This is a genomic window from Williamwhitmania sp. (assembly GCA_035529935.1).
GTDB lineage: Bacteria > Bacteroidota > Bacteroidia > Bacteroidales > Williamwhitmaniaceae > Williamwhitmania.
In genome coordinates this window covers 23,305-45,438 of sequence record DATKVT010000198.1, presented here as the reverse complement: position 1 = coordinate 45,438, position 22,134 = coordinate 23,305, and the positions used below count along the sequence as shown (strand labels likewise).

The 22,134-nt window shown below is 43.9% G+C and carries 20 protein-coding genes; 10 read left to right on the top strand and 10 right to left on the bottom strand.

The annotated features are described in order from the left end of the window. Positions 1 to 32: 32 nt before the first annotated feature. A complete protein-coding gene (locus tag VMW01_15210; protein ID HUW07595.1) occupies positions 33 to 1,067 on the bottom strand; it encodes a PorP/SprF family type IX secretion system membrane protein in 1,035 nt (344 codons plus the stop codon). 93 nt (positions 1,068 to 1,160) lie between these two features. On the opposite strand from VMW01_15210, the gene porU reads away from it, so the two are divergent. The 5 genes from porU to VMW01_15185 are packed head-to-tail and all read left to right on the top strand — an operon-like array spanning position 1,161 to position 7,398. Then, the gene (porU, locus tag VMW01_15205) at positions 1,161 to 4,979 is read left to right on the top strand and encodes a type IX secretion system sortase PorU (GenBank protein HUW07594.1); all 3,819 of its coding nucleotides are present in this window, start codon (positions 1,161 to 1,163) and stop codon (positions 4,977 to 4,979) included. A gap of 44 nt (positions 4,980 to 5,023) precedes the next feature. Continuing rightward, entirely contained in the window at positions 5,024 to 6,214 is a 1,191-nt protein-coding gene (gene porV, locus VMW01_15200; protein HUW07593.1) for a type IX secretion system outer membrane channel protein PorV, read from the top strand. Positions 6,215 to 6,217: 3 nt separating this feature from the next. Beyond that, positions 6,218 to 6,700, top strand: coding sequence for a 2-C-methyl-D-erythritol 2,4-cyclodiphosphate synthase (gene ispF, locus VMW01_15195; GenBank protein ID HUW07592.1), 483 nt, complete (start codon positions 6,218 to 6,220; stop codon positions 6,698 to 6,700). 6 nt (positions 6,701 to 6,706) lie between these two features. Next, positions 6,707 to 7,066 carry a CoA-binding protein gene (locus VMW01_15190; protein HUW07591.1) on the top strand — a complete coding sequence of 120 codons (360 nt, stop codon included), beginning with the start codon at positions 6,707 to 6,709 and terminating at the stop codon, positions 7,064 to 7,066. A gap of 5 nt (positions 7,067 to 7,071) precedes the next feature. Beyond that, positions 7,072 to 7,398, top strand: a complete 327-nt coding sequence (locus VMW01_15185) for a thioredoxin family protein (protein HUW07590.1) — start codon at positions 7,072 to 7,074, stop codon at positions 7,396 to 7,398. Here the strand turns inward: VMW01_15185 and VMW01_15180 are convergent. After that, the gene (locus tag VMW01_15180; GenBank protein HUW07589.1) at positions 7,395 to 7,814 is read right to left on the bottom strand and encodes a hypothetical protein; all 420 of its coding nucleotides are present in this window, start codon (positions 7,812 to 7,814) and stop codon (positions 7,395 to 7,397) included. The genes VMW01_15185 and VMW01_15180 overlap by 4 nt on opposite strands. A gap of 58 nt (positions 7,815 to 7,872) precedes the next feature. After that, positions 7,873 to 9,882: a urocanate hydratase gene (locus VMW01_15175; GenBank protein HUW07588.1), complete on the bottom strand. Its 2,010-nt coding sequence runs from the start codon at positions 9,880 to 9,882 to the stop codon at positions 7,873 to 7,875. Between the two features lie 229 nt (positions 9,883 to 10,111). Here VMW01_15175 and VMW01_15170 point away from each other — a divergent pair, with 229 nt between their 5' ends. The 3 genes from VMW01_15170 to VMW01_15160 are packed head-to-tail and all read left to right on the top strand — an operon-like array spanning position 10,112 to position 11,942. Continuing rightward, positions 10,112 to 10,702, top strand: a complete 591-nt coding sequence (locus VMW01_15170) for a LemA family protein (protein ID HUW07587.1) — start codon at positions 10,112 to 10,114, stop codon at positions 10,700 to 10,702. A gap of 3 nt (positions 10,703 to 10,705) precedes the next feature. Then, positions 10,706 to 11,140: a TPM domain-containing protein gene (locus VMW01_15165; GenBank protein ID HUW07586.1), complete on the top strand. Its 435-nt coding sequence runs from the start codon at positions 10,706 to 10,708 to the stop codon at positions 11,138 to 11,140. Positions 11,141 to 11,150: 10 nt separating this feature from the next. Beyond that, a complete protein-coding gene (locus VMW01_15160) occupies positions 11,151 to 11,942 on the top strand; it encodes a TPM domain-containing protein (protein ID HUW07585.1) in 792 nt (263 codons plus the stop codon). 70 nt (positions 11,943 to 12,012) lie between these two features. Here VMW01_15160 and VMW01_15155 read toward each other — a convergent pair whose 3' ends face one another. From VMW01_15155 to VMW01_15135, 5 genes are read right to left on the bottom strand one after another with little or no spacing between them, the layout of a single operon-like run. Beyond that, positions 12,013 to 12,786, bottom strand: coding sequence for a C4-type zinc ribbon domain-containing protein (locus VMW01_15155; protein ID HUW07584.1), 774 nt, complete (start codon positions 12,784 to 12,786; stop codon positions 12,013 to 12,015). A gap of 5 nt (positions 12,787 to 12,791) precedes the next feature. Continuing rightward, positions 12,792 to 13,895, bottom strand: a complete 1,104-nt coding sequence (locus VMW01_15150; protein HUW07583.1) for a Nif3-like dinuclear metal center hexameric protein — start codon at positions 13,893 to 13,895, stop codon at positions 12,792 to 12,794. A gap of 10 nt (positions 13,896 to 13,905) precedes the next feature. After that, entirely contained in the window at positions 13,906 to 14,241 is a 336-nt protein-coding gene (locus tag VMW01_15145; protein HUW07582.1) for a MerR family transcriptional regulator, read from the bottom strand. Positions 14,242 to 14,249: 8 nt separating this feature from the next. Continuing rightward, on the bottom strand, positions 14,250 to 15,221 hold the full coding sequence (locus VMW01_15140; protein ID HUW07581.1) for a M23 family metallopeptidase: 972 nt from the start codon (positions 15,219 to 15,221) through the stop codon (positions 14,250 to 14,252). Positions 15,222 to 15,231: 10 nt separating this feature from the next. Beyond that, positions 15,232 to 16,203: a M23 family metallopeptidase gene (locus VMW01_15135; protein HUW07580.1), complete on the bottom strand. Its 972-nt coding sequence runs from the start codon at positions 16,201 to 16,203 to the stop codon at positions 15,232 to 15,234. 146 nt (positions 16,204 to 16,349) lie between these two features. On the opposite strand from VMW01_15135, the gene alaS reads away from it, so the two are divergent. Then, positions 16,350 to 18,971, top strand: a complete 2,622-nt coding sequence (gene alaS / locus VMW01_15130; protein ID HUW07579.1) for an alanine--tRNA ligase — start codon at positions 16,350 to 16,352, stop codon at positions 18,969 to 18,971. Positions 18,972 to 19,082: 111 nt separating this feature from the next. Next, a complete protein-coding gene (locus VMW01_15125; protein HUW07578.1) occupies positions 19,083 to 19,577 on the top strand; it encodes an RDD family protein in 495 nt (164 codons plus the stop codon). A gap of 69 nt (positions 19,578 to 19,646) precedes the next feature. Here VMW01_15125 and VMW01_15120 read toward each other — a convergent pair whose 3' ends face one another. After that, the gene (locus VMW01_15120; protein ID HUW07577.1) at positions 19,647 to 20,516 is read right to left on the bottom strand and encodes a ChaN family lipoprotein; all 870 of its coding nucleotides are present in this window, start codon (positions 20,514 to 20,516) and stop codon (positions 19,647 to 19,649) included. 90 nt (positions 20,517 to 20,606) lie between these two features. Next, a complete protein-coding gene (locus tag VMW01_15115) occupies positions 20,607 to 22,061 on the bottom strand; it encodes a sodium:solute symporter (protein ID HUW07576.1) in 1,455 nt (484 codons plus the stop codon). Between the last annotated feature and the right edge of the window lie 73 nt (positions 22,062 to 22,134).

The following is a 22,134-nucleotide window of genomic DNA, read 5'->3' as shown; positions in this document are numbered from 1 at the left end:
GGAATATATTAGCAATTATTTTTCAACAATAACTAAAATTCTGGTCCAAATATTGCTTTACGCTGCCACCAAAATTTTCTTTTCTGCTTTTTATACTCCATTTTCAAGGTTAAGGTTACCTCGTGAATGCTAGAGTTAAAGCCAAATATTTTCCCATTTAGAGAGCCCAGATCGAAGCTGTAGCCAAAGTTATAGCTGTCTGAATAGATTCCAAAAATAAAGGTGGTGCGAAAATCACCGTTGGGAAATGTTTTTCGAATGTAACCGCCCACATAAGCAGACTCCATGGCTAAAAGTCCTCCCAGCTGGGCGCGTGTTTGACCATCCTGTATTTCGATAACTGCAGTAGGATAAGCCGAAACGCGACCAATGCGCGTATGCCCATACTTTTTTCGGTATCGAAATCGGCTCCCGCTCTCAATCGGAATTTCACTACCGGCATGAATGGTGATTCTTCGAGGGAGGACAAATCCACCGACGGCTGTATTGAATTCAACAGGCTCTAGCATGTGATGAACGGCAACTCCGGCAAAAAAACGATGATAGGACATTATCGCTCCAGCGGCAAAATCATAAAGCATGCTGGTTTGAGCCACATAATCATTGGAGTTTGCAATACCTCCCATATTGTCATACATATCAGGGAAGTGCAAGCCGCGGGGATCAACCTGATAATACCCAACACCCAGTTGTAATGCAGGTCGAATAACCACTGCATGCGACACTTTAAATTGATACGAATAAGCAAATTCAGCATAGTTACGGCTAAGGTAGCCGCCACCTTGATCGTCGCGGGTAATCATCAATCCAAACCCACTTCGAATGCTCTCTCTATAGGTGTCGAAGGACACGCCATAGGTAATATAAGGATTTCCTAATCCTGGATATTGATACTGCGTTACTGCACTAACGTGGTTATAATACTCCGAACCTGCGTAGGCAGGGTTGAAGCGCATCCTATTTGCATAGAACTGGTCGAACGTGAAGTCCTGCCCCATGCTCACATTGCTAAGCATCAGAAAACTAACGATCAACAATATCCAAATAGAATGCATTATGCCTCTCATCAATAATAAATATAGGAAAGTAAGCGTTTGTTCATGAGGTAAAGTTGTATGCTAAAATACCAAGATTTTGTTTATTTGCATAAAATTATTCCCATGAGGTACCTAATTACAGCAATTATATTGTTTTTCTCGATCGTTAAACCAAGCTTTGCCCAATCAACTTATACGGAAATTCCTATTCAAGTTAGATGGTTCGACGAAATTGTTCAAAATTCTCAAAACACCAAAACTATTTCGAATGCATCCTCAAAGATTCCGCGATTCGAAGGTATGTATTTCCCATATAACGACTCTATTCCCCACTTGTTTTATTTATCGCCATCTCCTTTTGGAAAATTATCTGGAAAAGTTGTTGTTACAATAAAGAATACTTCCGTTGCTTCTGGAAATAACTATGCTGAATACGTCGGTGCTTCTCAAAAACTATCTTCCGACTTTGAAGCAACAGGCTATATCGCAATAGAAAATGGGAAGAGCAAACTTTGCGTCAGCATTGTGCCATTGAGAAGAAAAGGTGGTAGCATTGAGAAACTTTTATCGTGCAATATTTCGGTAAGTATTACTCCGGTTGCCAGTGCAAGTAGCCAGAGGCTGACCTCACGTTCGAGCCAGTCGGTGCTTGCCAATGGAAATTGGCAAATGATAAAGGTGCCGACCACCGGCGTTTTTCGGCTTTCATACGATGATTTGCAAGCAATGGGGTTTTCGAACCCATCCCAAGTTAGCCTGTGGGGTTCCCAGGCAGAAATGCTAACAAAAGCACCTACTGCCAACTATCCTGTTGACTTGAAGCAAATACCAGTATACTTTGCCAATGGAACCGATAACGTTTTTAATAGTGGCGACTATTTTATTTTCTATGTGGAGGGACCGGTGACTTGGACCTACAACTCAACCACACAACTATTTTCACACCAACTGCACGACTATTCCGACTATACTTATTACTACCTCACCGACTCAAAAGGAACTGCATCACAAGTAATCAACGCCACAAATCCTGGAGTGGCAAACATTTCAACAACATCATTTGCAGACTACGCCTACCACGAAATTGAGGACACCAACCTAATAAATTCAGGACGAACATGGTTTGGAGAAGGTTTTGACATATATAGCAGCAGAGACTTTTCTTTCAGTTTCCCAGATATTGATATAAACTCACCTGTAAGGGTAAGGTTACGAACGGCTGCACGCTCGGCCTCCGCAAGCAACTTTAAAGCCATAGCCAATGGCAATACATTTATTGTAAACTATCATAATGCGGTGAATGACGCCAGCGAAACGGCAACAGTGGCCAACATTATCGATAATACGGGAAGTTTCAATGCCACCACCTCTCCTTTAACCATTACGGTTTCCTACTCTCGCCCAACACCCTCTTCGTCAGGATGGCTAGATTTTCTCGAAGTGAATGCACGAAGAAAGTTGAATCTAACCTCCCCTTTTCTGCTTTTTCGAGATCCAAATGTTGTTGGTAGTTCAAACATCACCGATTTTTCCATAAGTGGAGCAGAATCATCCACCCTCATGTGGAAAATTAACTCCCCCAACGACATTGAACAAGTATCGACTTCCTTTACCGGAGGCCAACTCCACGGAATTAGTAGTACCGCTGTGCTCAACGATTTTGTTGCATTCAACGTTGCTAACCTTGAAAAGCCAACGTTAGTAGGAAAAGTTGAAAATCAAAACCTTATAGGAACCGGCTCTGCAAACCTTATTATCATCTCATCACCACAATTCCTTTCTGAGGCCGAGAAACTTGCCGATCTTCATAGAACAAGAGATGGATTGAGCGTTTTAATAGTTGAGCCACAACAGATTTACAATGAATTTTCAGGTGGAAAGTCGGATGTTGCGGCCATCAGAAATTACATGAAATACCTCAAAGAATTGCCATCAACCGCTGCAACTGAACTCAGGTATCTGCTTCTTTTTGGGGATGGCACCTTTAAAAATAGGAATCTACCTCCCGATGGTCCCAATATTTTAACCTACCAGTCCGATAACTCATTGGATCCATTGAGTTCCTACGTAAGCGATGACTATTATGGATTGCTCGACAATGGAGAAGTGCCATCAACTGGGTTGCTAGACATTGGTATTGGCCGTTTCCCTGCTGGCAACAGTACAGAGGCCGAAACAATGGTCGACAAGGTTTACACATATACTTCAGCAACAGTTCCCGGCGATTGGCAAAACCAGATAACCTTTATTGCCGATGACGAGGAGAACAATATATTTATGAAAGATGCTGATACCATCGCAAACTTTGTGGAATCAACCTACCCCGACTATATGGTTGAAAAGATATATCTCGATGCTTATCAGCAGGTGAACTCTCCCTCAGGCGCTAGATATCCCGATGTTACAACAGCCATCAACCGTAGGGTAAACAAGGGAGTATTTATCATGAACTATACTGGACATGGAAACGAGCAATATCTCGCACAGGAGAGAGTTGTATCCATTTCCGACATCATGTCATGGACAAACAGCACTAAGCTGCCACTTTTTATTACAGCTACCTGTGAATTTAGCCGCTACGACGACTACCATAGAACCTCTGCAGGTGAGTATATTTTGGAAAACCCCGATGGTGGTGGAGTTGCTCTTCTCTCCACAACCAGGTTAGTATACGAAAACTCCAACACCGATCTTAATAACAATTTTTTCCATGCTGTATTTGAGAAAAATAGTCAAGGGGAATACGATAGACTTGGAGACCTAGTAAAAATTACAAAAAATTTAACAGGCACTGGAACCAATAAGCTAAATTTTTCACTCCTTGGCGACCCAGCCCTAATGCTCTCCTACCCTAAATTTTCTGTGACCCCAGAAAAACTCAACGGGAAAGCCATTGCTCTCACGCTTCAGGACACCGTTAAGGCTCTATCCAAAGTTATAATTGAAGGCTCAACCAACGCCCCCAGTTCCAGAACATTGCTGGACACCAGTGCTAGTGCAGTAACCATAACCCTCTTCGATAAAGAGAAACAAGTTACAACCCTTGCCAACGATAATGGGACACCTTTTGTATATACGACTCGAAACAGCATGCTCTTCCAAGGTAAAGCAAGCCTTAAAAACAACACATTCAAATTGGAATTCATTGTTCCCAAAGATATTGTATATCAAATAGGAAAGGGTAAATTTTATTTTCAGGCAAAGGCTAATGGACAAATTGGGTCGGGATACTACGATCAGGTATTGGTAGGTGGCATTTCGTCTAATCCTCTGACTGACAATACAGGACCAACGGTAAATCTATACCTCAATGACGAAAATTTTGTGGATGGAGGTATCACTAACTCTAAACCCAAACTTATTGCGGTTCTTTCGGATAGCAGTGGCATTAACACCACTGGCAATGGTATCGGCCACGACATTATTGCCGATATCACTGGGCCAACTGCAGAAAAGATTACGCTCAACGATTACTATACGGCTAACACCGACAGCTACCAAAGTGGTCGAATTGAGTATCCAATGGAGAAACTTGCTCCTGGGGACTACACCTTAAATTTTAAAGTCTGGGACACCTACAACAACTCGTCCATTAAGACCTTGGCCTTTAAAGTTGTAAACGATGAGAAATTCACCCTCGATCACGTGCTTAATTATCCTAATCCATTTACAGTATCTACCGCATTCTACTTTGAGCATAACCGGCCTAACGACAATATTGACGTGCTCATACAAATTTTTACCATATCGGGTAAACTGGTAAAGACCATTGAAGAGCTGAACATTCAGGCTGGTTCACTCCGGGTTGGCCCAATCATGTGGAATGGAAAAGATGATTTTGGAGACAATATAGGGAGAGGTACCTACGTTTACAGGGTCCGCGTTAGAACGGCCTCCGGGGAGACTACCGAAAAATTCGAGAAGCTTGTAATTCTTAAATAGAACCCTAAATCTAAATCCTTATATTTGACCCTTAATTCAGACCTATGAAGATGTTCAGGAAACACTTGCTAATACTGGCTTTCGTTGTAATTTCGACTAGTCTTTTTGCGCAAACTAGCAGCACAATCTCAAAGGATCAGCTTGGCGGAGGATCGACCAACTCCATACAAACTGCAGTTCCATTTCTTACCATAGCTCCCGACAGCCGCGGAGGTTCCATGGGAGATGCAGGTGTTGCCACCTCACCCGATGTGAACTCACAATACTGGAATCCTGCAAAATATGCCTTTGCCAAAAGTGACATGGCTATTGGCTTTACATACACACCTTGGTTGCGCAATCTAATTAACGATATTAACCTTTCATACCTCGCTGGTTACTATAGATTTGCACAAGACCAAACCGTTTCGGCATCGCTCCGGTACTTCTCCTTTGGCGACATCACCTTCACCGACGGAGTGGGTAATACGGTAAAAAACTTCAGCCCCAATGAATTTTCATTCGACGTTGGATACTCTCGTCTCTTTGGAAAAACAATTTCTGGAGCCATCGCATTTCGTTTCATTCGTTCCGACCTTACCGGTGGATACTCGAACACCACCCAATCAAGTGCCGGTCAAGCATTTGCATCTGACATTTCAGTATACTACCAAAATGGCGTACACCTAGCAGACAAAACAGGGCAAATGGCCTTTGGTATCAACATTTCCAACATTGGCTCAAAGTTATCCTACAACCAAGATCAAAAGAAAGATTTTCTTCCAATGAATTTACGCGTTGGTGGCCGGCTTACCCTTAACATGGACGATTACAACAAGATTTCAGGAACCTTAGACCTAAATAAGTTGCTTGTACCAACTCCTCCTATTGTTGACTCAACAGGTGCAATAGTTCAGGGAATGAATAACGATGTTTCTATAACCAAGGGGATTTTTCAATCCTTTTATGATGCACCTGGTGGTATGTCGGAAGAGATTAAAGAGATTACTTACTCCATTGGCTTGGAATATGCATACTCCAATCAGTTCTTTGTAAGAGGCGGTTATTTCCACGAAAGCGCAATGAAGGGGAATAGAAAGTACTACACTTTTGGAGCAGGTTTAAAGTATAATATTCTCACGCTCGATTTTGCTTACCTTGTTCCATCGAGTGGACGAAACAATCCACTTTCCAACACCGTAAGGTTTTCATTAATTTTCGAACTGGAGTCGAACAGCGTTAAATCCAGAAGATAGGGTATGAACGTTAGAATTGGTAATGGATACGATGTACATCGCCTCGCCCCCGGCCTTCCGCTCTGGCTGGGTGGCATTTTATTACCTCACCATCAAGGTTGCGAAGCCCACTCCGATGGTGATGTTTTAATCCATGCCATTTGCGATGCACTTCTTGGTGCTGCCGGATTACGCGATATTGGAATTCACTTTCCGGATACTGATTCAACATTCAAAGGTATCGATAGCAAAATTTTATTGACGAAGGTTATGGCTTTGGTAAGAGCAAAAGGCTACACCGTCGGCAACATCGACTGCGTGATTGCACTTCAACAGCCGAAAATAAAAGACTTCATCCCAAAAATGGTTAAAACATTGGCCAACATTATAGCTGTGGACGAGGAGGATATTTCGATAAAAGCCACTACTACAGAAAAATTGGGGTTTGTTGGAAGAGAGGAGGGGATTGAGGCGTATGCCGTTGTTATAATCTACAACGCACAATAATAACTTATGGGGAGAACCTTAGTGCTCGGCGCTAGTATGCGTAAGGAACGATTTTCATACCTCGCCATGAAGTCGCTCCATGAGCACCAATTTGAATTCGCAGCCATTGGGGCAAAGGAAGGGGAGGCGTTTGGCGTTGAAATAAAAAAGGGACTGCCCGAACTGAGCAATATCCACACTGTCACGCTTTACCTTAATCCTGAGAGGCAGAAAGAATACTACCACTACATTTTATCACTTAAGCCAAATAGAATAATTTTTAACCCAGGTACTGAAAATGGGGAACTCTTTAAGCTTGCGCGAGAGGCTGGCATAGAAGTTGTAATTGGATGCACCTTAGTAATGCTTCACAACAAATCATTTTAAATACCATGATAACGGTAAGCGAAAAGATAACACCCGAATTCTTCACCAGCAAGGAGGCTTGCTTGGTCTATTTCACAACCAACGACTGCGTTTCGTGCCACGCGCTTCTACCAAAGGTCAAGGAGATGGCTGCAGATTTTCCTAAGATAGAAGCCTTTCACATCTCGTTACCAGATCATCCCGAACTTTCGGGACCTATGGGAATTTTCTCTGCACCAACGCTGGTGGTTTTCTTCGATGGCAAAGAACAAATAAGAAAGGCTGGACGATTCTCTCTTGGAGAAGTTCGTCAACCACTTGAGCGCATCTACAACCTCTTCTTCGAAGATTAGTTTCTCGTAAATTCAGTGTAAACCTGATCGTTCTGAACTTCGGGAGTGGAAACAGTATAGTTCCATGTTATCTTTCTACCAGCCTCATCATATGTTCCTGTGCCGGTAAAGTGGTATCCTGTAAGGGAACAGTTGAAAATTGTTAAAGTATTTCCACTTCTACTGCACGACACAAATCCATCATATCCACCACCATTTCCATTAATGCCGTAAAGGTTCGAAACATTAATAACCGAAGTATCTATATCATCCCGGTCAACGGAAACAATGTAAGTGGTTGGAGAACGGTAGGAACTGAGAATATCTTTAGCATTCCAAAGTCCATAAATGGTTCCATTGTCTGAAACATTGTCCTTAACGCACGAAGTCCCAATGAAAAGGAGGCACGTAACCCCCGCAAGCACAAAATTTCTCATGGAGTAAATATAGGAAAAGCCCCGTCATATTATTCTGACGGGGCCTACAATATGAGCATTAAAAGAGTTTGTCAATTAAATCGTCATCGGTGAGGTTGGGTAAAGTAACCTTAAGCTGAGGCGTTCGTTCCATTTCGCGCTTAATGGCAAATACAGCACCTTCGTTACGAGCCCAGCTCCTTCGAGCGATTCCGTTATTTACATCCCACAGCAGCATAAGTTTTAGGCGCCTATCGCAATCGGCAGAGCCATCAAGCGTCATCCCAAACCCACCGTTAATTACCTCGCCCCATCCAACGCCACCACCATTGTGGATAGAAACCCAAGTTGCGCCACGGAATGAATCGCCAATAACATTCTGCACTGCCATATCGGCAGTAAAGCTGGAGCCATCATAAATGTTTGAAGTCTCCCTGTAGGGAGAATCGGTACCAGAAACATCATGGTGGTCGCGACCAAGCACAACGGGTGCTGAAATATCACCCTTGGAAATAGCCTTGTTAAATGCTTCGGCTATCTTAATTCTTCCTTCAGCATCGGCATATAGAATCCTTGCTTGCGATCCAACAACCATCTTATTCTTGCCAGCCTCCTTAATCCAATGAATATTATCTGCCAGCTGCGTTTTGATTTCAGACGGTGCGCTCTGGTAGATTTCCTCTAAAACCGTGGCAGCAAGTCGATCGGTAACCTCAAGGTCCTTGGGATCACCTGAGGTGCAAACCCAACGGAACGGACCAAATCCATAGTCGAAAAACATGGGGCCCATAATATCTTGAACGTAGGAAGGATACCTGAAATCGCCTTTGCTATTTAAAATATCGGCACCTGCCCTGCTTGCCTCCAGCAGGAAGGCGTTTCCATAATCGAAGAAATACATGCCGTTGTCAACCAACTTATTGATGGCAACAACATGACGGCGCAGCGTCTCTTCAACCTTTTGCTTAAAGGTTTCCGGCTCCTCGGCCATCATTCGGTTCGACTCCTCAAAACTCTGGTCAATGGGGTAGTACCCACCCGACCAAGGGTTGTGCAACGAAGTCTGATCCGACCCAAGATCCACCTTAACCTTATCGGCAGCAAGCCTCTCCCACAGGTCAACAATATTTCCCTGATAGGCGATGGAAACGGTCTCCTTGCCTGCAACCGCTTTTTTTATTCTTGGCACCAGTTCGTCGAGATTGGTAAACACCTCATCCACCCAGCCCTGCGAAAAACGGGTATGAACAGCCTTTGGATTAACCTCTGCCACCACTCCTACAACGCCAGCAATAACCGAGGCCTTCGGTTGAGCGCCCGACATTCCTCCCAATCCGGAGGAGACAAACAGCTTGCCACCAATACCAGTTTCTCCCGCCTTCATTCGCTTGCGGGCTGCGTTAAGCACTGTAATGGTTGTTCCATGCACAATTCCCTGCGGACCAATATACATAAATGATCCTGCGGTCATTTGCCCATACTGCGAAACGCCAAGTGCGTTAAACTTCTCCCAATGGTCCTTCGATGAATAGTTTGGAATAACCATACCGTTAGTTACGACCACTCGTGGAGCATCTTTATGCGAGGGGAAAAGCCCCATGGGATGACCAGAGTATAAAACCAAGGTTTGCTCGTCGGTCATCTCGGCCAAATACTGCATGGTAAGCAGATACTGCGCCCAATTTTGAAATGCCGCACCGTTTCCACCATAGGTAATCAACTCGTGAGGATGCTGCGCCACGGCATAGTCAAGGTTATTGCTCAGCATGAGCATAATGGAGGCAGCCTGAATGGACTTATGTGGGTAATCGGAAATTGGTCGAGCGTAGATTTTGTAATCTGGACGAAGCCGATACATGTAGATTCGTCCATAATCCTCCAGCTCCTTGGCAAACTCCGGTGCCAAAACGGCATGGTGCTTTGTTGGAAAGTACCTCAAGGCGTTTTTTAGCGCCAACTTCTGCTCCTCTCTCGAAAGGATATGCTTGCGCTTAGGTGCATGATTTATGGAAGGATCGTAAGGTTTAGGCGAAGGTAGCGTGTCCGGAATCCCTTGAAGAATCAGGTGCTGAAATTCATCTCTGGTCATGTCGAAATCGATTTAAATTTATGCTCTTGGAGGAGCAAAGTTAAAACAAATGGCCAAAATTTCAGCCACTACGGCATTAAGAACGGGTGCAAAAATAATTGCATACTTTTTGATACCTTAGCTCCATAACAACCTCCACTACAAAACCGGAGCGTTGCATTTACCAGAGCGTTGTGGTAAGCACATTGCGAGGTAAAGTAAAAATGATATAAACGAAAATAACGTTGACATGAAAAAATCTTGGATTATTCTGGCCGCAATTGGATTATTGGTAATCATACTCTTTATGTGGGTTAAGAATGGTTACAACCAAATGGTTACCTACAACGAGTCTGTAAGCAAGGCATGGTCTGATGTGGAAAATCAATATCAGCGAAGAATGGACCTAATACCAAATCTTGTAAACACGGTAAAGGGATATGCCGATTTTGAGAAGAGCACGCTTACTGCAGTAATTGAGGCTAGGGCAAAGGCTACGCAAGTTACCATTGACCCCTCCAAATTGAATGCACAATCGATGCAGCAATTCCAGCAAGCGCAGGGAGAACTTAGCGGTGCACTTTCACGCCTAATGGTTACCGTAGAGCGGTATCCCGACCTAAAGGCAAACCAAAGTTTTCTTGATTTACAATCGCAACTCGAAGGTACCGAAAACAGAATTGCAGTAGAGCGTCGTAATTTTAATGATGCTGCTCGAATCTACAACACTTACATAAAACGCTTCCCGAATCTGTTTTTTGCCAGATCGTTTGGATTTGAGGAGAAAGCATACTTTGAAGCCGACAAGACAGCTGCCCAACCACCTAAGGTTCAATTCTAAGCCATGAAAGCAAAGAACTTCTTTTCGCAGGAAGATCAGCAACGGATAGTGGAAGCCATTAAGCACGCTGAAAAGGATTCGTCTGGAGAAGTACGGGTGCACATCGAAAATAGGTGCAAGGGTGAGGTGCTGGACAGGGCTGCAACGGTTTTTGCCAAACTAAAAATGCACAAAACGGAGCTGCGCAACGGGGTACTATTCTACCTCGCGCTTGAGCACCGCAAGTTTGCCATTCTTGGCGATGCCGGAATTAACGCCAAAACGGGTACCCATTTTTGGGATGCAATAAAGCTGGAGATGGCCGAGGCATTTAAAGACGGTCAGCTTACCGAGGGGCTTGTTGGTGGAATTCTAAAGGCAGGTGAGCAGCTCAAGGTTCACTTCCCTTACCAGCAGGATGACGTCAATGAACTTCCCGACGATATTTCATTTTCTTAAAACCAAAACGATGAGAAAACTAAAAATTCTTGGATTGCTTTTCATTCTCGTTTTGGGAGGCATACATACATCTTTTGCACAGCAAATTCCAGATCCAATGTCGCCTCCAAGGCTGCTGAACGACTTTACAGGTTTGCTGAACGCTCAAGAGCAAAATGCGCTGGAGGGTAAGCTGCGTAACTACCACGATACTACCTCAACTCAGATATACGTGGTTACCGTGAATACACTTGATGGTCAGGATATAGCAGAATATTCTGCTTTAATGGGTCAGAAGTGGGGTATCGGTCAGAAGGGAAAAGACAATGGAATTCTGCTGCTCATAAAGCCAAAAAACGAGGAAGGAAAAGGTCAAGTATTTATTGCCACGGGCTACGGCATGGAGGGGGTGATTACCGATGCCATGTCGAGAAGAATTATTGAGCAACAAATTCTCCCTGCCTTTAGGGAGGGAAAATACTACGAGGGAATCGACCAAGGTACAAATACCATTATCGCCCTTGCGTCGGGACTCTACAAAGGTGAAAAGAAGAGCAAATCAGGTGGTGCATTTGGTGCCATTCTATTCTTTGGCCTACTCATTTTTATGCTTCTTCTCGGACGGCGGGGTGGCAGCAGTGGAAAGACTTTCTCCTCGCGAGGCAGCTCACTACCATTCTGGATGTTACTGGGAGCCAGCAGCTTTGGAAACTTCAGTTCTGGAAGCGGTAGTTTCGGCGGAGGTGGAGGTGGATTTGGTGGCGGATTCTCAGGCGGTGGCGGCGGCAGCTTTGGCGGCGGTGGCGCTGGTGGAAGCTGGTAGTCAACACTATTGTAAGCACAAAAAAAGGGAATTCGTTTGAATTCCCTTTTTTTGTGCTTTATGCGGTAGGCTAGTATGCGTCTTCACCGGTTATGGAATCATCAACCAACACGCGACCACAGTATTCGCAAACGATAACCTTTTTGCCAAGACGAATATCCATCTGACGTTGAGGTGGAATTTTGTTGAAGCAGCCACCACATGCATCGCGCTTTACTGTTACTACAGCCAACCCGTTTCTTGCGTTGGTACGAAGGCGCTTATACGCAGTTAGCAATCTTGGCTCAATTAAGCGCTGACATGCTTCCGACCGTTCGCCAAGGGAGTCTTCCTCCTTTTGAGTCTCGGAAACAATCTCATTGAGTTCGTTTTGCTTATTCGTAAGGTCAATCCTCCGTTCGTCCAGGAGCGCTTGAGAATCCTCCATTAACTTACGCTTGTCCTTAGATTGAATAGTAAACTCTCGAATTCGCTTTTCACAAAGTTCAATCTCCAGATTTTGGAACTCTATCTCCTTATTCAAAGAGTCAAACTCACGATTATTCCTAACGTGTTTTTGCTGCTCCTCATACTTCTTAATAAGTTCCTGAGAGTTGGCAATTTCCTGGTGTTTTTTGGTAACAGAGGTGTCAAGCGTTGTCACCTCCTGGTCCAAGTTTTTTATTCTGGTCTCAAGACCCTCAATTTCGTCTTCCAAATCCTGCACCTCAAGAGGAAGTTCTCCCCTTAGCAGCTTGATCCTATCGATTTGTGAATCGATGATCTGAAGATCATATAATGCTTTGAGCTTGTCGGAAACCGAAAGTTCATTGGATTCAGCAACCTTACCTTTGTCTGTCACCATACGGCCTATAAATAATTTATCGGGTTTGAATTTTTTTCTGCAATATAAACGGCAAAATTAGCGAATTTTTTCTTTAAAAGGCTAGAAATTATTTCCAAAGAAAATTGTTCACTCTCAAAATGCCCAATATCCACGAGCAGCAGCTTACCCCTGGCATCAAAAAAATTGTGATACTTAATATCAGCAGTAATGTAGGCATCGGCCTTCGCTGCTATGGCTTTGGGAAGCAACGAAAAACCACTACCTCCACAAAGGGCAACTCGCTGAATGCTATGCTTAACAGGGCTGGTGTAGCGCAAACATTCAGCACCAAATACTTTTTTAACCAACTGAAGAAATTCCGCAGGTGGAATCGCTTGTGGTAAACTACCTATCACGCCCAGTCCTACACGAGTATCCTTATTTTCAAGTGAATAGATATCGTATGCCACCTCTTCGTATGGATGCACAACCAACATGGCTGATATTACATTCTGAACTAGATATTCAGGGCATACTAACTCAAGCCTGACTTCCTGCTCAACGTGCCTTTGCCCAACATTTCCCACAAATGGGTTTGCGTTTTCGCCTGCTCGAAAAGTTCCTTCACCGCGGGAAGTAAAGCTGCAAGAATCGTAGTTTCCAATACTGCCTGCTCCTGCCTCAAACATCGCAGCCCTAACCTTTTCAACAAAAATAACAGGCACGTATACAACTATCTTGACCAATTTTGATTCAGCTGGTTCCAATACAGAGATTTCCGTTAGCCCAATTTTTTCAGCCATTTTATGGCTCACCCCTCCGGCAGCACTGTCAAGGTTTGTGTGTGAAGCATAAAGGGCAATGTTGTGCTTAACGGCCTTATATACGATTTCCTCCACCTCACTTTCACCAGTAATTCGCTTAAGGCCAGTAAAAATAACGGGATGGTGGGCAATAATCATATTCACTTTTTTGGCAATTGCCTCCTCGAGAACTTCAAGGGTGATGTCCACCGTAAGCAAAACAGAATTAACCACCATTGATCGAGAGCCAACTTGAAGTCCTGAGTTATCGTAGGACTCTTGAAGCCGCAAAGGGGCAAATTTCTCAATGCAGCTGGCCAATTCGGCAACTGTGGAACTTTCCATTTTAACCTGTTTAAAGTAACTCTTTTACCTCGAGCAGCATTTCCTTAATCTCAGTAAGCGACTTTACGATATCGAAGGTGTTAACCGTGCCCTCTCGGTTCTCTTTAATACGCTTTTGAGCGCCCTGCAAAGTCATTCCCTGCTCCTTTACTAGATAGTAGATAAGATGGAAGTTTTCAATATCATCTTTTGTGAAGAGGCGATTGCCCTTTTTGTTCTTTTTGGGTTTAATAATGTCGAATGACTTCTCCCAAAACCGGATAAGGGAAGTGTTAACATCGAACATACTGGCCACTTCACCAATGGTGTAGTAAAGTTTCTCTACCTTTTTTTCTTTATAGGGCATGGCTTATGCTAATCTAAGGATTGTCCACTATTTGCAGCTAACTCTATTAACCTATCATACTCGGCTGGGGTAAGGTCGTTGAAGTAAAAATTAATAGGATTTATCGGAGAATTATTTTTCCATACCTCATAGTGCAAGTGAGGAGCCATTGACATCCCCGAATTCCCAACCTTACCAATAACATCGCCACGTTTCACATGCTGACCCTGACGAACATTGAAGGCACTTAGATGCGCATAGAGCGTTTTATAGCCAAAACCATGATCGATTTCCACCACGTTCCCAAACCCACGTTGGGATTGCTCAACCCTAGTGACTGTACCATCTCCTGTAGCAAAAACATCAGTTCCTGTAGCAGCAGTGAAATCCATACCAGTATGCATTTTCAACACTTTATAAAAGGGGTGAATCCGCATACCAAAGGGTGAAGCGACGCGCCTGAGATCGGTATTTCTAATAGGCTGTATAGCAGGGAGGCATTGCATCATTTCCTCCTTACGCTTAGCCAGCTCGGTTAATTGTTCGAGCGACCGACTCTGTACTTTTACTCGATTGCTTAGTTTTTCTAACGTTTTGAAAGATTCTATTACAATTTTAGGGTTTGACATAGTCTCCAGCTCGTCATATCGAGCAACACCCCCCATTCCAGCGGTCCGAACAGATAACGGAATGGGTTCAGCCTCAAATATAGTTCGGTAAATATTTTCATCGCGTTGCTCAAGGTCAGTAATAACCTTTTCCACCTGATCGAACCTTTTGGAAAGCGTATCAAACTGATTGTATAGCTGCGCATTCTCCCTCTTCAACCCGCGCTCAACTGGTGTATCAAAAAAGAAGGAATACCCAATATAATAAACAATGGCAATTACGGCACTGGCAAAAAAATAGGTTGCACCCTTTGTAATTTTGTTACGAAGGCTTAACCTAACCTTGTCAAAGCTTAGAGAATCCGGATTAAAGTGATACTTACCTTTACCCATCTACAAATAATTAATCTTGACCAACGCCAGAGGTTAGATCGGCTCTGTCTACTATTTTATCGAACTCGGCTTGATCTATATCGCCAAAATAGTTAAGCGGATTAACTGGCTTGTTGTGGTAAATGACCTCGTAATGAAGATGCGGGCCAGTGCTTCGACCCGTATTACCAAGGAGTGCAATTTCCTCACCACGCTTCACGTGCTGCCCAATTCTTACTTTTATTAACTTGAGGTGAGCATACCGAGTTTTATAACCAAATCCATGATCTATAATAATCTGATTACCATAGCCATGATCAGAGGAATTGGTGAGTTCAATAACGCCATTGCCTGATGCATAGACGGCAGTCCCTTCGGGTGCAGCCAAGTCAACCCCTTCGTGATACTCTATCGAAGCTTTAAAAGGGTCCTGACGGAAGCCAAAGGGAGCGGTAATTCTAACGTTGGAACGCTGCGAAAGAGGTTCTATAACCGGCATATTTTCAGCCATTAGCTCCTTTTGCTTTGCCATTTTAATAACGTCGTCAAACGACTTACTTTGAATGAATGCCTGACGGGTGATCTCATCAAGGTCAAGAGAAGCTTTAATGATTACCTCTCCATGCTTCAAATTTGAGAATGATCCATAACGATCAACTCCTCCAAATCCAGCCTCCCGTATTGATGACGGTATGGTATCAGCCTCAAAAATACTGCGATAAATATTGTTATCCCTCTGGGCCATGTCCACAAGTACTTTTTTTGCATCATCGAATCGCTTCTCCAGCAAATCATACTTTACTAGAACATCGGCTCGATCTCTTTTTAAGGATAAGGTTCGTGGCGTATCGAAGAAGTAGGAAAATACAAGACTAAAGCTGGAAGCGATAATGAAGCCACCCACTAGGTAACCTAAACCACGTAATAACTTATGCCTTAACGTTGTGGCAATTAAGTCAAAACTGAGGGTGTGTGGATTAAATCTGTAATGATGTTTTGCCATGCCTATAAATACCTAATTTTTAGGATAAAGTTATAATAGCGCTTCAAAACTAGACGAAATAAATTAATTTTACAACCTCTTTTCATCAAAATATTGCATTTAAAGTGTAAAGTAGGGCTAAATAAAACGTTAAAATATAGAATTTTATGAATTCGAACCAAGTTCGGACTACCTTCTTGGAGTTTTTCAAAAGCAAACGGCACCAGATTGTGCCCTCTGCTCCAATGGTGGTAAAAAACGATCCCACGCTAATGTTCACTAATGCAGGGATGAACCAGTTTAAGGACATTTTCCTCAATATATCGGAACCAGCATCCAAGCGAATTGCAGACTCTCAGAAGTGTTTGCGCGTTTCGGGAAAGCACAACGATCTGGAGGAGGTAGGGCACGATACCTATCACCACACCATGTTTGAAATGCTTGGCAACTGGTCGTTTGGCGATTACTTTAAAAGGGAGGCCATCGACTGGGCGTGGGAGTTTCTGGTAAAGGTTGTTCATTTACCAGAGGATCGCCTTTACGCAACTGTATTTGAAGGTAATACCGAAGAGAAGATTGATCCGGATAATGAAGCCCTCTACTACTGGAAGCAATATCTTCCAGATAACCATATTATATGGGGTTCCAAAAAAGACAACTTCTGGGAAATGGGGGATACAGGTCCTTGTGGTCCCTGCAGCGAGGTGCACATCGACCTCCGACCCGAAGCGGAAAGAGCAAAAGTTCCCGGTGAAAAGTTGGTAAATACAAGCAACCCTCTGGTGATAGAAATTTGGAACCTCGTGTTCATGCAGTTTAACCGTAAGGCCAGTGGAGAGTTGGAATTGCTTCCCGCTCAACATGTGGATACCGGCATGGGGTTCGAGCGCCTTTGCATGGCAATTCAAGGCAAGCAGAGCAACTACGACACTGACGTTTTTCAACCACTAATCCAGCACATTGCCGCCCTAGCTGGAAAAACATACGGTGCAGACCAGCAGTGCGACGTGGCCATGCGAGTTATTGCGGACCACCTTAGAGCAATTAGCTTCTCCATTTCTGATGGTCAGCTACCTTCCAACGTAAAAGCGGGCTATGTTATTCGGCGCATCCTTCGAAGGGCTGTCCGCTACGGCTACACCTTTCTCGGATTTTCGGACCCAACCATATACAAGCTGGTAGCCACCCTGGTAAATCAGATGGGTGACGCCTACCCTGAATTGAAGTCGCAGCAGCAGCTGATTGAGAAGGTTATAGTAGAAGAGGAGGCATCGTTTCTTCGGACACTGGAAACAGGAATTCGGCTGCTCGACCAGCACATTGAAACAGCGCGCAAAAAGCATGCGAATGAACTGGAAGGTCAAAGCGCCTTTGAACTTTATGACACATTTGGTTTCCCGCTAGACCTTACCGAACTCATCTTAAGAGAAAAGGGGTTAACGGTAGATCGTGATGGTTTCAACAAGGCCATGGAGGTTCAAAAAGAGCGGAGCCGTGCGGCGGCGGCCACCGAAACCGACGACTGGGTAGAGTTGCGTAAACTTGAAAAGGTGGAATTTGTAGGATACGACTTTACCGAAACTGACGTTAGAATTTGCCGGTACAGAACTGTTAAAACAAAGACCAAAACACTCTACCAACTGGTTTTCAACAAGACTCCCTTCTATGCAGAATCGGGAGGTCAGGCTGGAGATGGCGGCTTTATTGAGTCGGAAACAGAACGCATTGATATACTCGACACTCAAAAGGAGAACAATCTAACTGTGCACATCACGGCAAAGCTGCCAGCCGATCCGGCGTCCAACTTTCAGGCACATGTGGATATCAATAAGCGTAGACTCACTGCAAACAACCATTCAGCCACTCACCTGCTGCACGAGGCACTCCGCGAGGTTTTGGGAACCCATGTTGAGCAGAAAGGCTCACTGGTAAATGCCGACTATCTCCGATTCGACTTCTCCCATTACCAAAAAATGTCGGAAGAGGAATTTGCAAGAGTAGAAAAAATCGTCAACACAAAAATAAGAGCAAACCACAGCTTGGTTGAGCGCAGAAACCTACCTATGGCTGAAGCTCAAAAGTTGGGTGCAATGGCGCTTTTTGGCGAAAAATATGGCGATAGCGTTCGGGTAATTCAGTTTGGCACATCCATTGAACTTTGCGGTGGAACTCACGTTCCAGCCACCGGTCAAATTGGACTTTTAAAAATTGTGAGCGAAGGTGCTATTTCTGCAGGTATCCGCCGAATTGAGGCCATCACAGCAGACAAAGCTGAGCAATTTGTCAACGAATCACTCAGCCAGCTAAAGGAGGCAAAAGCCACGCTGAACATCACTGGCAATCTGGCACATGGCATTCAAAAGTTGATGGACGAAAACAGAAGGCTGGAGAAAGAAATTGAGGCCTACTTAAAGGAAAAGTTGTCTGTTCTTAAAAGTGAGCTTAAAAACAACGCCAAAGAGATCAATGGAATAACCCTAATTACTGCCGCACTGAACCTTTCGCCAGACGCAGTTAAAGATTTAGCCTACCAGCTACGTGGTGAAATTGCCAATATTGCCTTTGTTGTAGGCAGCGTGTTGGGCGACAAACCATCGCTTACCATCATGTTCGGTGACGAATTGGTAAAAAAATCGCATAACGCGGCTAACATTATTCGCGAGGCAGCCAAAGAAATTCATGGCGGTGGAGGTGGTCAACCCTTCTTTGCCACTGCTGGTGGCAAGAATGCTGCTGGGCTGCAAGCGTCAATTAACAAAGCCGTTGAACTCATTACTTCCAAGGCTTAAGTTTATTTAAAAATCGCTTTCTGAAAATAATTATGAAAAACGCAGGCTTACCACCTGCGTTTTTCTATTAAATGGTGTAACTTAGGTTTTTAATTTTAACACTAAAAGGCCATGGAAGTTATTGAAGAACCCACTCCCCGTTACGCAGGCTTCTGGTTACGACTAGCCGCATTCATCATCGATTCTTTTATATTACAGCTGGCAGGTGGAATTATTGCATTGCCCATAATTCTCACTATGGTTGGCGGAATAATTGCAGCCTCTCAACAGCCCGAAACTACCACCAAAGTAATTGGAATAATTAGCGTTGTTGCAGGATCAATCCTTCTCTTGGTTCTTATATTCCTCACCATTGGATGGCTATACTACGCCATAATGGAATCATCAACCCCACAGGGAACCTTGGGGAAAATGGCGGTTGGCATTAAGGTTACCGACATGCAAGGAAACCGCATTACCTTTGCTCGGGCCACTGGCCGTTTCTTTGGAAAGATAATTTCTAAAATGATTCTCTATGTAGGATTTATCATGGCCGGCTTCACTGAAAAGAAACAAGCGTTGCACGACATTATGGCCGACTGTTTGGTAGTTCGCAAGGACTATTGAGCGGAATAAACCTAAAAAAACTCCGAGGCATACCTGCTTCGGAGTTTTTTTTATTAACCAAAGAAACGGTTAGTAAGTTTTTGTCATGGTGCTATTGACCACTACCACAAAGTCACCTTTCCCCTTATTTTCAGCAGCAAGTGAATCGACCTTATACTGCTCAACAGAGGAAATGGTCAACACTTTTAACGATGGGCGCAGCTGCTTCACCATGTATGGAATTCCTTCATGGTCATCGGAGTGGTAGCTACCATTGAAGTGTAAGAAGCAGCCCTTTACCGGAAGATTTTTTACAATAAAATAGGCCATTGTGGCATCTTTTACGGCTTGTGCTTCTGCAATGTGAGAAGCCCCATGGGCACCTCCCGCCATTCCCATTGCAGCCATTGCCTTGTACGACGGTAAATCAGCATTGTATTTAATTGGAAGCGGAGCCATATAGAGGTGGGCTTCCTTTGAGAATTTTGCAAGCACATCAATTCCAGAGGTGGCAACAGCAGACGCATATCGACGAGGGATGTTGGTTGCAACAAAGCGTAACTTTTTCTCCAACGCTAACTCCAACAGTGGCTTGTAGTCATTCTTATAGTTTGGCCATAGCCTGCACTCCTCTTCAAACTTTTTGAGAGGAATGAGCCCTTGAAAAAGTTCATCCAGCAGCAGTTGGTTGTCTGCCTCAAACATCTCGGCACCAAGCACCAAACTGTCTGAAAAATGTTGCTGCAGTGCCATTTCAGCTTGGAGTTCGAGCCAATGCACCACAGGGTTGTTGTGCTGCTCACCAAAAAAAAGAACATCCGAATTGTAGGCAGCCTCCATAACTTTACTAAAAGGGACCTCAACACCATCGGAGGTGAAGATGCGATAGGCAACCACATCCTGTGCCTTAATTGTCAAGAATGAAATGGCAAAGGCAAAGACAAAAACAATTTTCTTCATATCTTAAGTATTAATGGTTAATAACCAGCAGCACCATGCTCAGCCAATCCAGATTATCCCAACTCGCCCAGCATAATTAGGCGAGGTGCTCTATTGTCTAATCGACCTTTTTTTTGAATTAACCCCAATGCTAAACAACATCATCAACCCAAAGGTAGCAATTCCATTGTATATAAGCAGCTCAAATCCAATAGCAAAGTAATGGCTGGCAATAAAGCACAGGATTGGGGCACATATTGCCGCCACCGGTACAAGAAAATCTCGAACTTTGAATTTGGTTAGCAAGCCAAAGGCGTAAAGCCCAAGCAGCGGACCATACGTGTATCCTGCCACCATATATATAGCCTTAATTACAGCTTCATCATTTATTTGTTTGAAAAGGATAATGGTGGCAATTAGCACTAACGACATTAAAACATGAACCAACTTTCTTGTGCGTCGAAGTTGAGATTCCCCAAGCTTATCGGCCTCAAGAATATCGACAGTAAACGAGGTGGTAAGTGCCGTAAGGGCAGAATCGGCACTGGAATAGGCGGCAGCAACTACACCCACTACAAAGAAAACACCCAAGGCAGCATTGAGATAACCGCCGGTTGCAATGAGAGGAAAGAGGTTGTCCGTTTGAGCGGGAATACCAATGCCTTTCGTTTGCGCAAAAATAGCCAACAACACACCCATTGTCAGGAAAATAAGATTAATGGGTAAAAACATGAAGCTATACCAGTACATGTTCTTTTTGGCATCGGAAAGACTACGACAGCTTAAATTCTTCTGCATCATATCCTGGTCGAGCCCTGTCATTACAATAGGAATAAATACCCCCGCAAGAAACTGCTTCCAGAAGTAGTGCTTGCTAGAAGGATCATCAAAGAACCAAACGCGAGAAAACTGGCTTGTCCTAACCACGTGCACCATCTGTCCAAAAGAGGTAATTCCCAGCGCATCGGCCACCAGCACCACACAAAGAACTACAGCAAGTAGCATGGCTACAGTTTGAATGAGATCGGTCCAGATAATAGTTTTCACCCCGCCCCTATTGGTGTAAAGCCAAATAAGTCCGATGGTACCTGAAACGGTGACCCAGAATGGAACGCCAATTTTTGCAAATATGAGGGTTTGTAGCACCAACGACACTAGAAAAAGACGGAACGCTGCACCTATAGTTCTGCTTATTAAAAAAAAGGTAGCCCCCGTTTTATAAGACCAAAATCCTAGACGAATGCTAAGGTATGTATAAATCGATGTTAGATTTAGCTTGTAGTAGAGGGGTAAAAGCACATTGGCAACAACCATGTAGCCGACAAGAAACCCCAACACCATTTGAATGTAGGAAAACTGATCGGTTACAACCCAACCCGGAACAGATATAAAAGTGACACCAGAAATAGAGGTACCTACCATACCAATGGCAATCACGTACCAAGGTGACTGCCGATTGCCATTAAAAAAACTTTGATTGTTAGCCTTCCGTGCAGTTAGGGTTGAAACAACAACCAGCACGGCAAAATAAGCGACAATTATAAGTGCAATGGAAAGAGGCGACATAAAAGCATTTTTAGCAAAGAAAATATAATTAGCTGTAAACCCAAAGGGATAAAGATAATTAGCAATACATTCA

Excerpts from the sequence above, each read along its gene's own strand:
- VMW01_15175 (HUW07588.1), bottom strand. The coding sequence starts at position 9,882 with ATGACCAGAGATGAATTTCAGCACCTGATTCTTCAAGGGATTCCGGAC.
- VMW01_15145 (HUW07582.1), bottom strand. The coding sequence starts at position 14,241 with ATGCCCTATAAAGAAAAAAAGGTAGAGAAACTTTACTACACCATTGGT.
- VMW01_15190 (HUW07591.1), top strand. The coding sequence starts at position 6,707 with ATGGGGAGAACCTTAGTGCTCGGCGCTAGTATGCGTAAGGAACGATTT.
- VMW01_15210 (HUW07595.1), bottom strand. The coding sequence starts at position 1,067 with ATGAGAGGCATAATGCATTCTATTTGGATATTGTTGATCGTTAGTTTT.
- VMW01_15140 (HUW07581.1), bottom strand. The coding sequence starts at position 15,221 with ATGGGTAAAGGTAAGTATCACTTTAATCCGGATTCTCTAAGCTTTGAC.
- VMW01_15185 (HUW07590.1), top strand. The coding sequence starts at position 7,072 with ATGATAACGGTAAGCGAAAAGATAACACCCGAATTCTTCACCAGCAAG.
- VMW01_15115 (HUW07576.1), bottom strand. The coding sequence starts at position 22,061 with ATGTCGCCTCTTTCCATTGCACTTATAATTGTCGCTTATTTTGCCGTG.
- VMW01_15165 (HUW07586.1), top strand. The coding sequence starts at position 10,706 with ATGAAAGCAAAGAACTTCTTTTCGCAGGAAGATCAGCAACGGATAGTG.
- VMW01_15180 (HUW07589.1), bottom strand. The coding sequence starts at position 7,814 with ATGAGAAATTTTGTGCTTGCGGGGGTTACGTGCCTCCTTTTCATTGGG.
- VMW01_15125 (HUW07578.1), top strand. The coding sequence starts at position 19,083 with ATGGAAGTTATTGAAGAACCCACTCCCCGTTACGCAGGCTTCTGGTTA.
- VMW01_15150 (HUW07583.1), bottom strand. The coding sequence starts at position 13,895 with ATGGAAAGTTCCACAGTTGCCGAATTGGCCAGCTGCATTGAGAAATTT.
- VMW01_15160 (HUW07585.1), top strand. The coding sequence starts at position 11,151 with ATGAGAAAACTAAAAATTCTTGGATTGCTTTTCATTCTCGTTTTGGGA.
- VMW01_15170 (HUW07587.1), top strand. The coding sequence starts at position 10,112 with ATGAAAAAATCTTGGATTATTCTGGCCGCAATTGGATTATTGGTAATC.
- porV (HUW07593.1), top strand. The coding sequence starts at position 5,024 with ATGAAGATGTTCAGGAAACACTTGCTAATACTGGCTTTCGTTGTAATT.
- VMW01_15155 (HUW07584.1), bottom strand. The coding sequence starts at position 12,786 with ATGGTGACAGACAAAGGTAAGGTTGCTGAATCCAATGAACTTTCGGTT.
- VMW01_15120 (HUW07577.1), bottom strand. The coding sequence starts at position 20,516 with ATGAAGAAAATTGTTTTTGTCTTTGCCTTTGCCATTTCATTCTTGACA.
- alaS (HUW07579.1), top strand. The coding sequence starts at position 16,350 with ATGAATTCGAACCAAGTTCGGACTACCTTCTTGGAGTTTTTCAAAAGC.
- ispF (HUW07592.1), top strand. The coding sequence starts at position 6,218 with ATGAACGTTAGAATTGGTAATGGATACGATGTACATCGCCTCGCCCCC.
- porU (HUW07594.1), top strand. The coding sequence starts at position 1,161 with ATGAGGTACCTAATTACAGCAATTATATTGTTTTTCTCGATCGTTAAA.
- VMW01_15135 (HUW07580.1), bottom strand. The coding sequence starts at position 16,203 with ATGGCAAAACATCATTACAGATTTAATCCACACACCCTCAGTTTTGAC.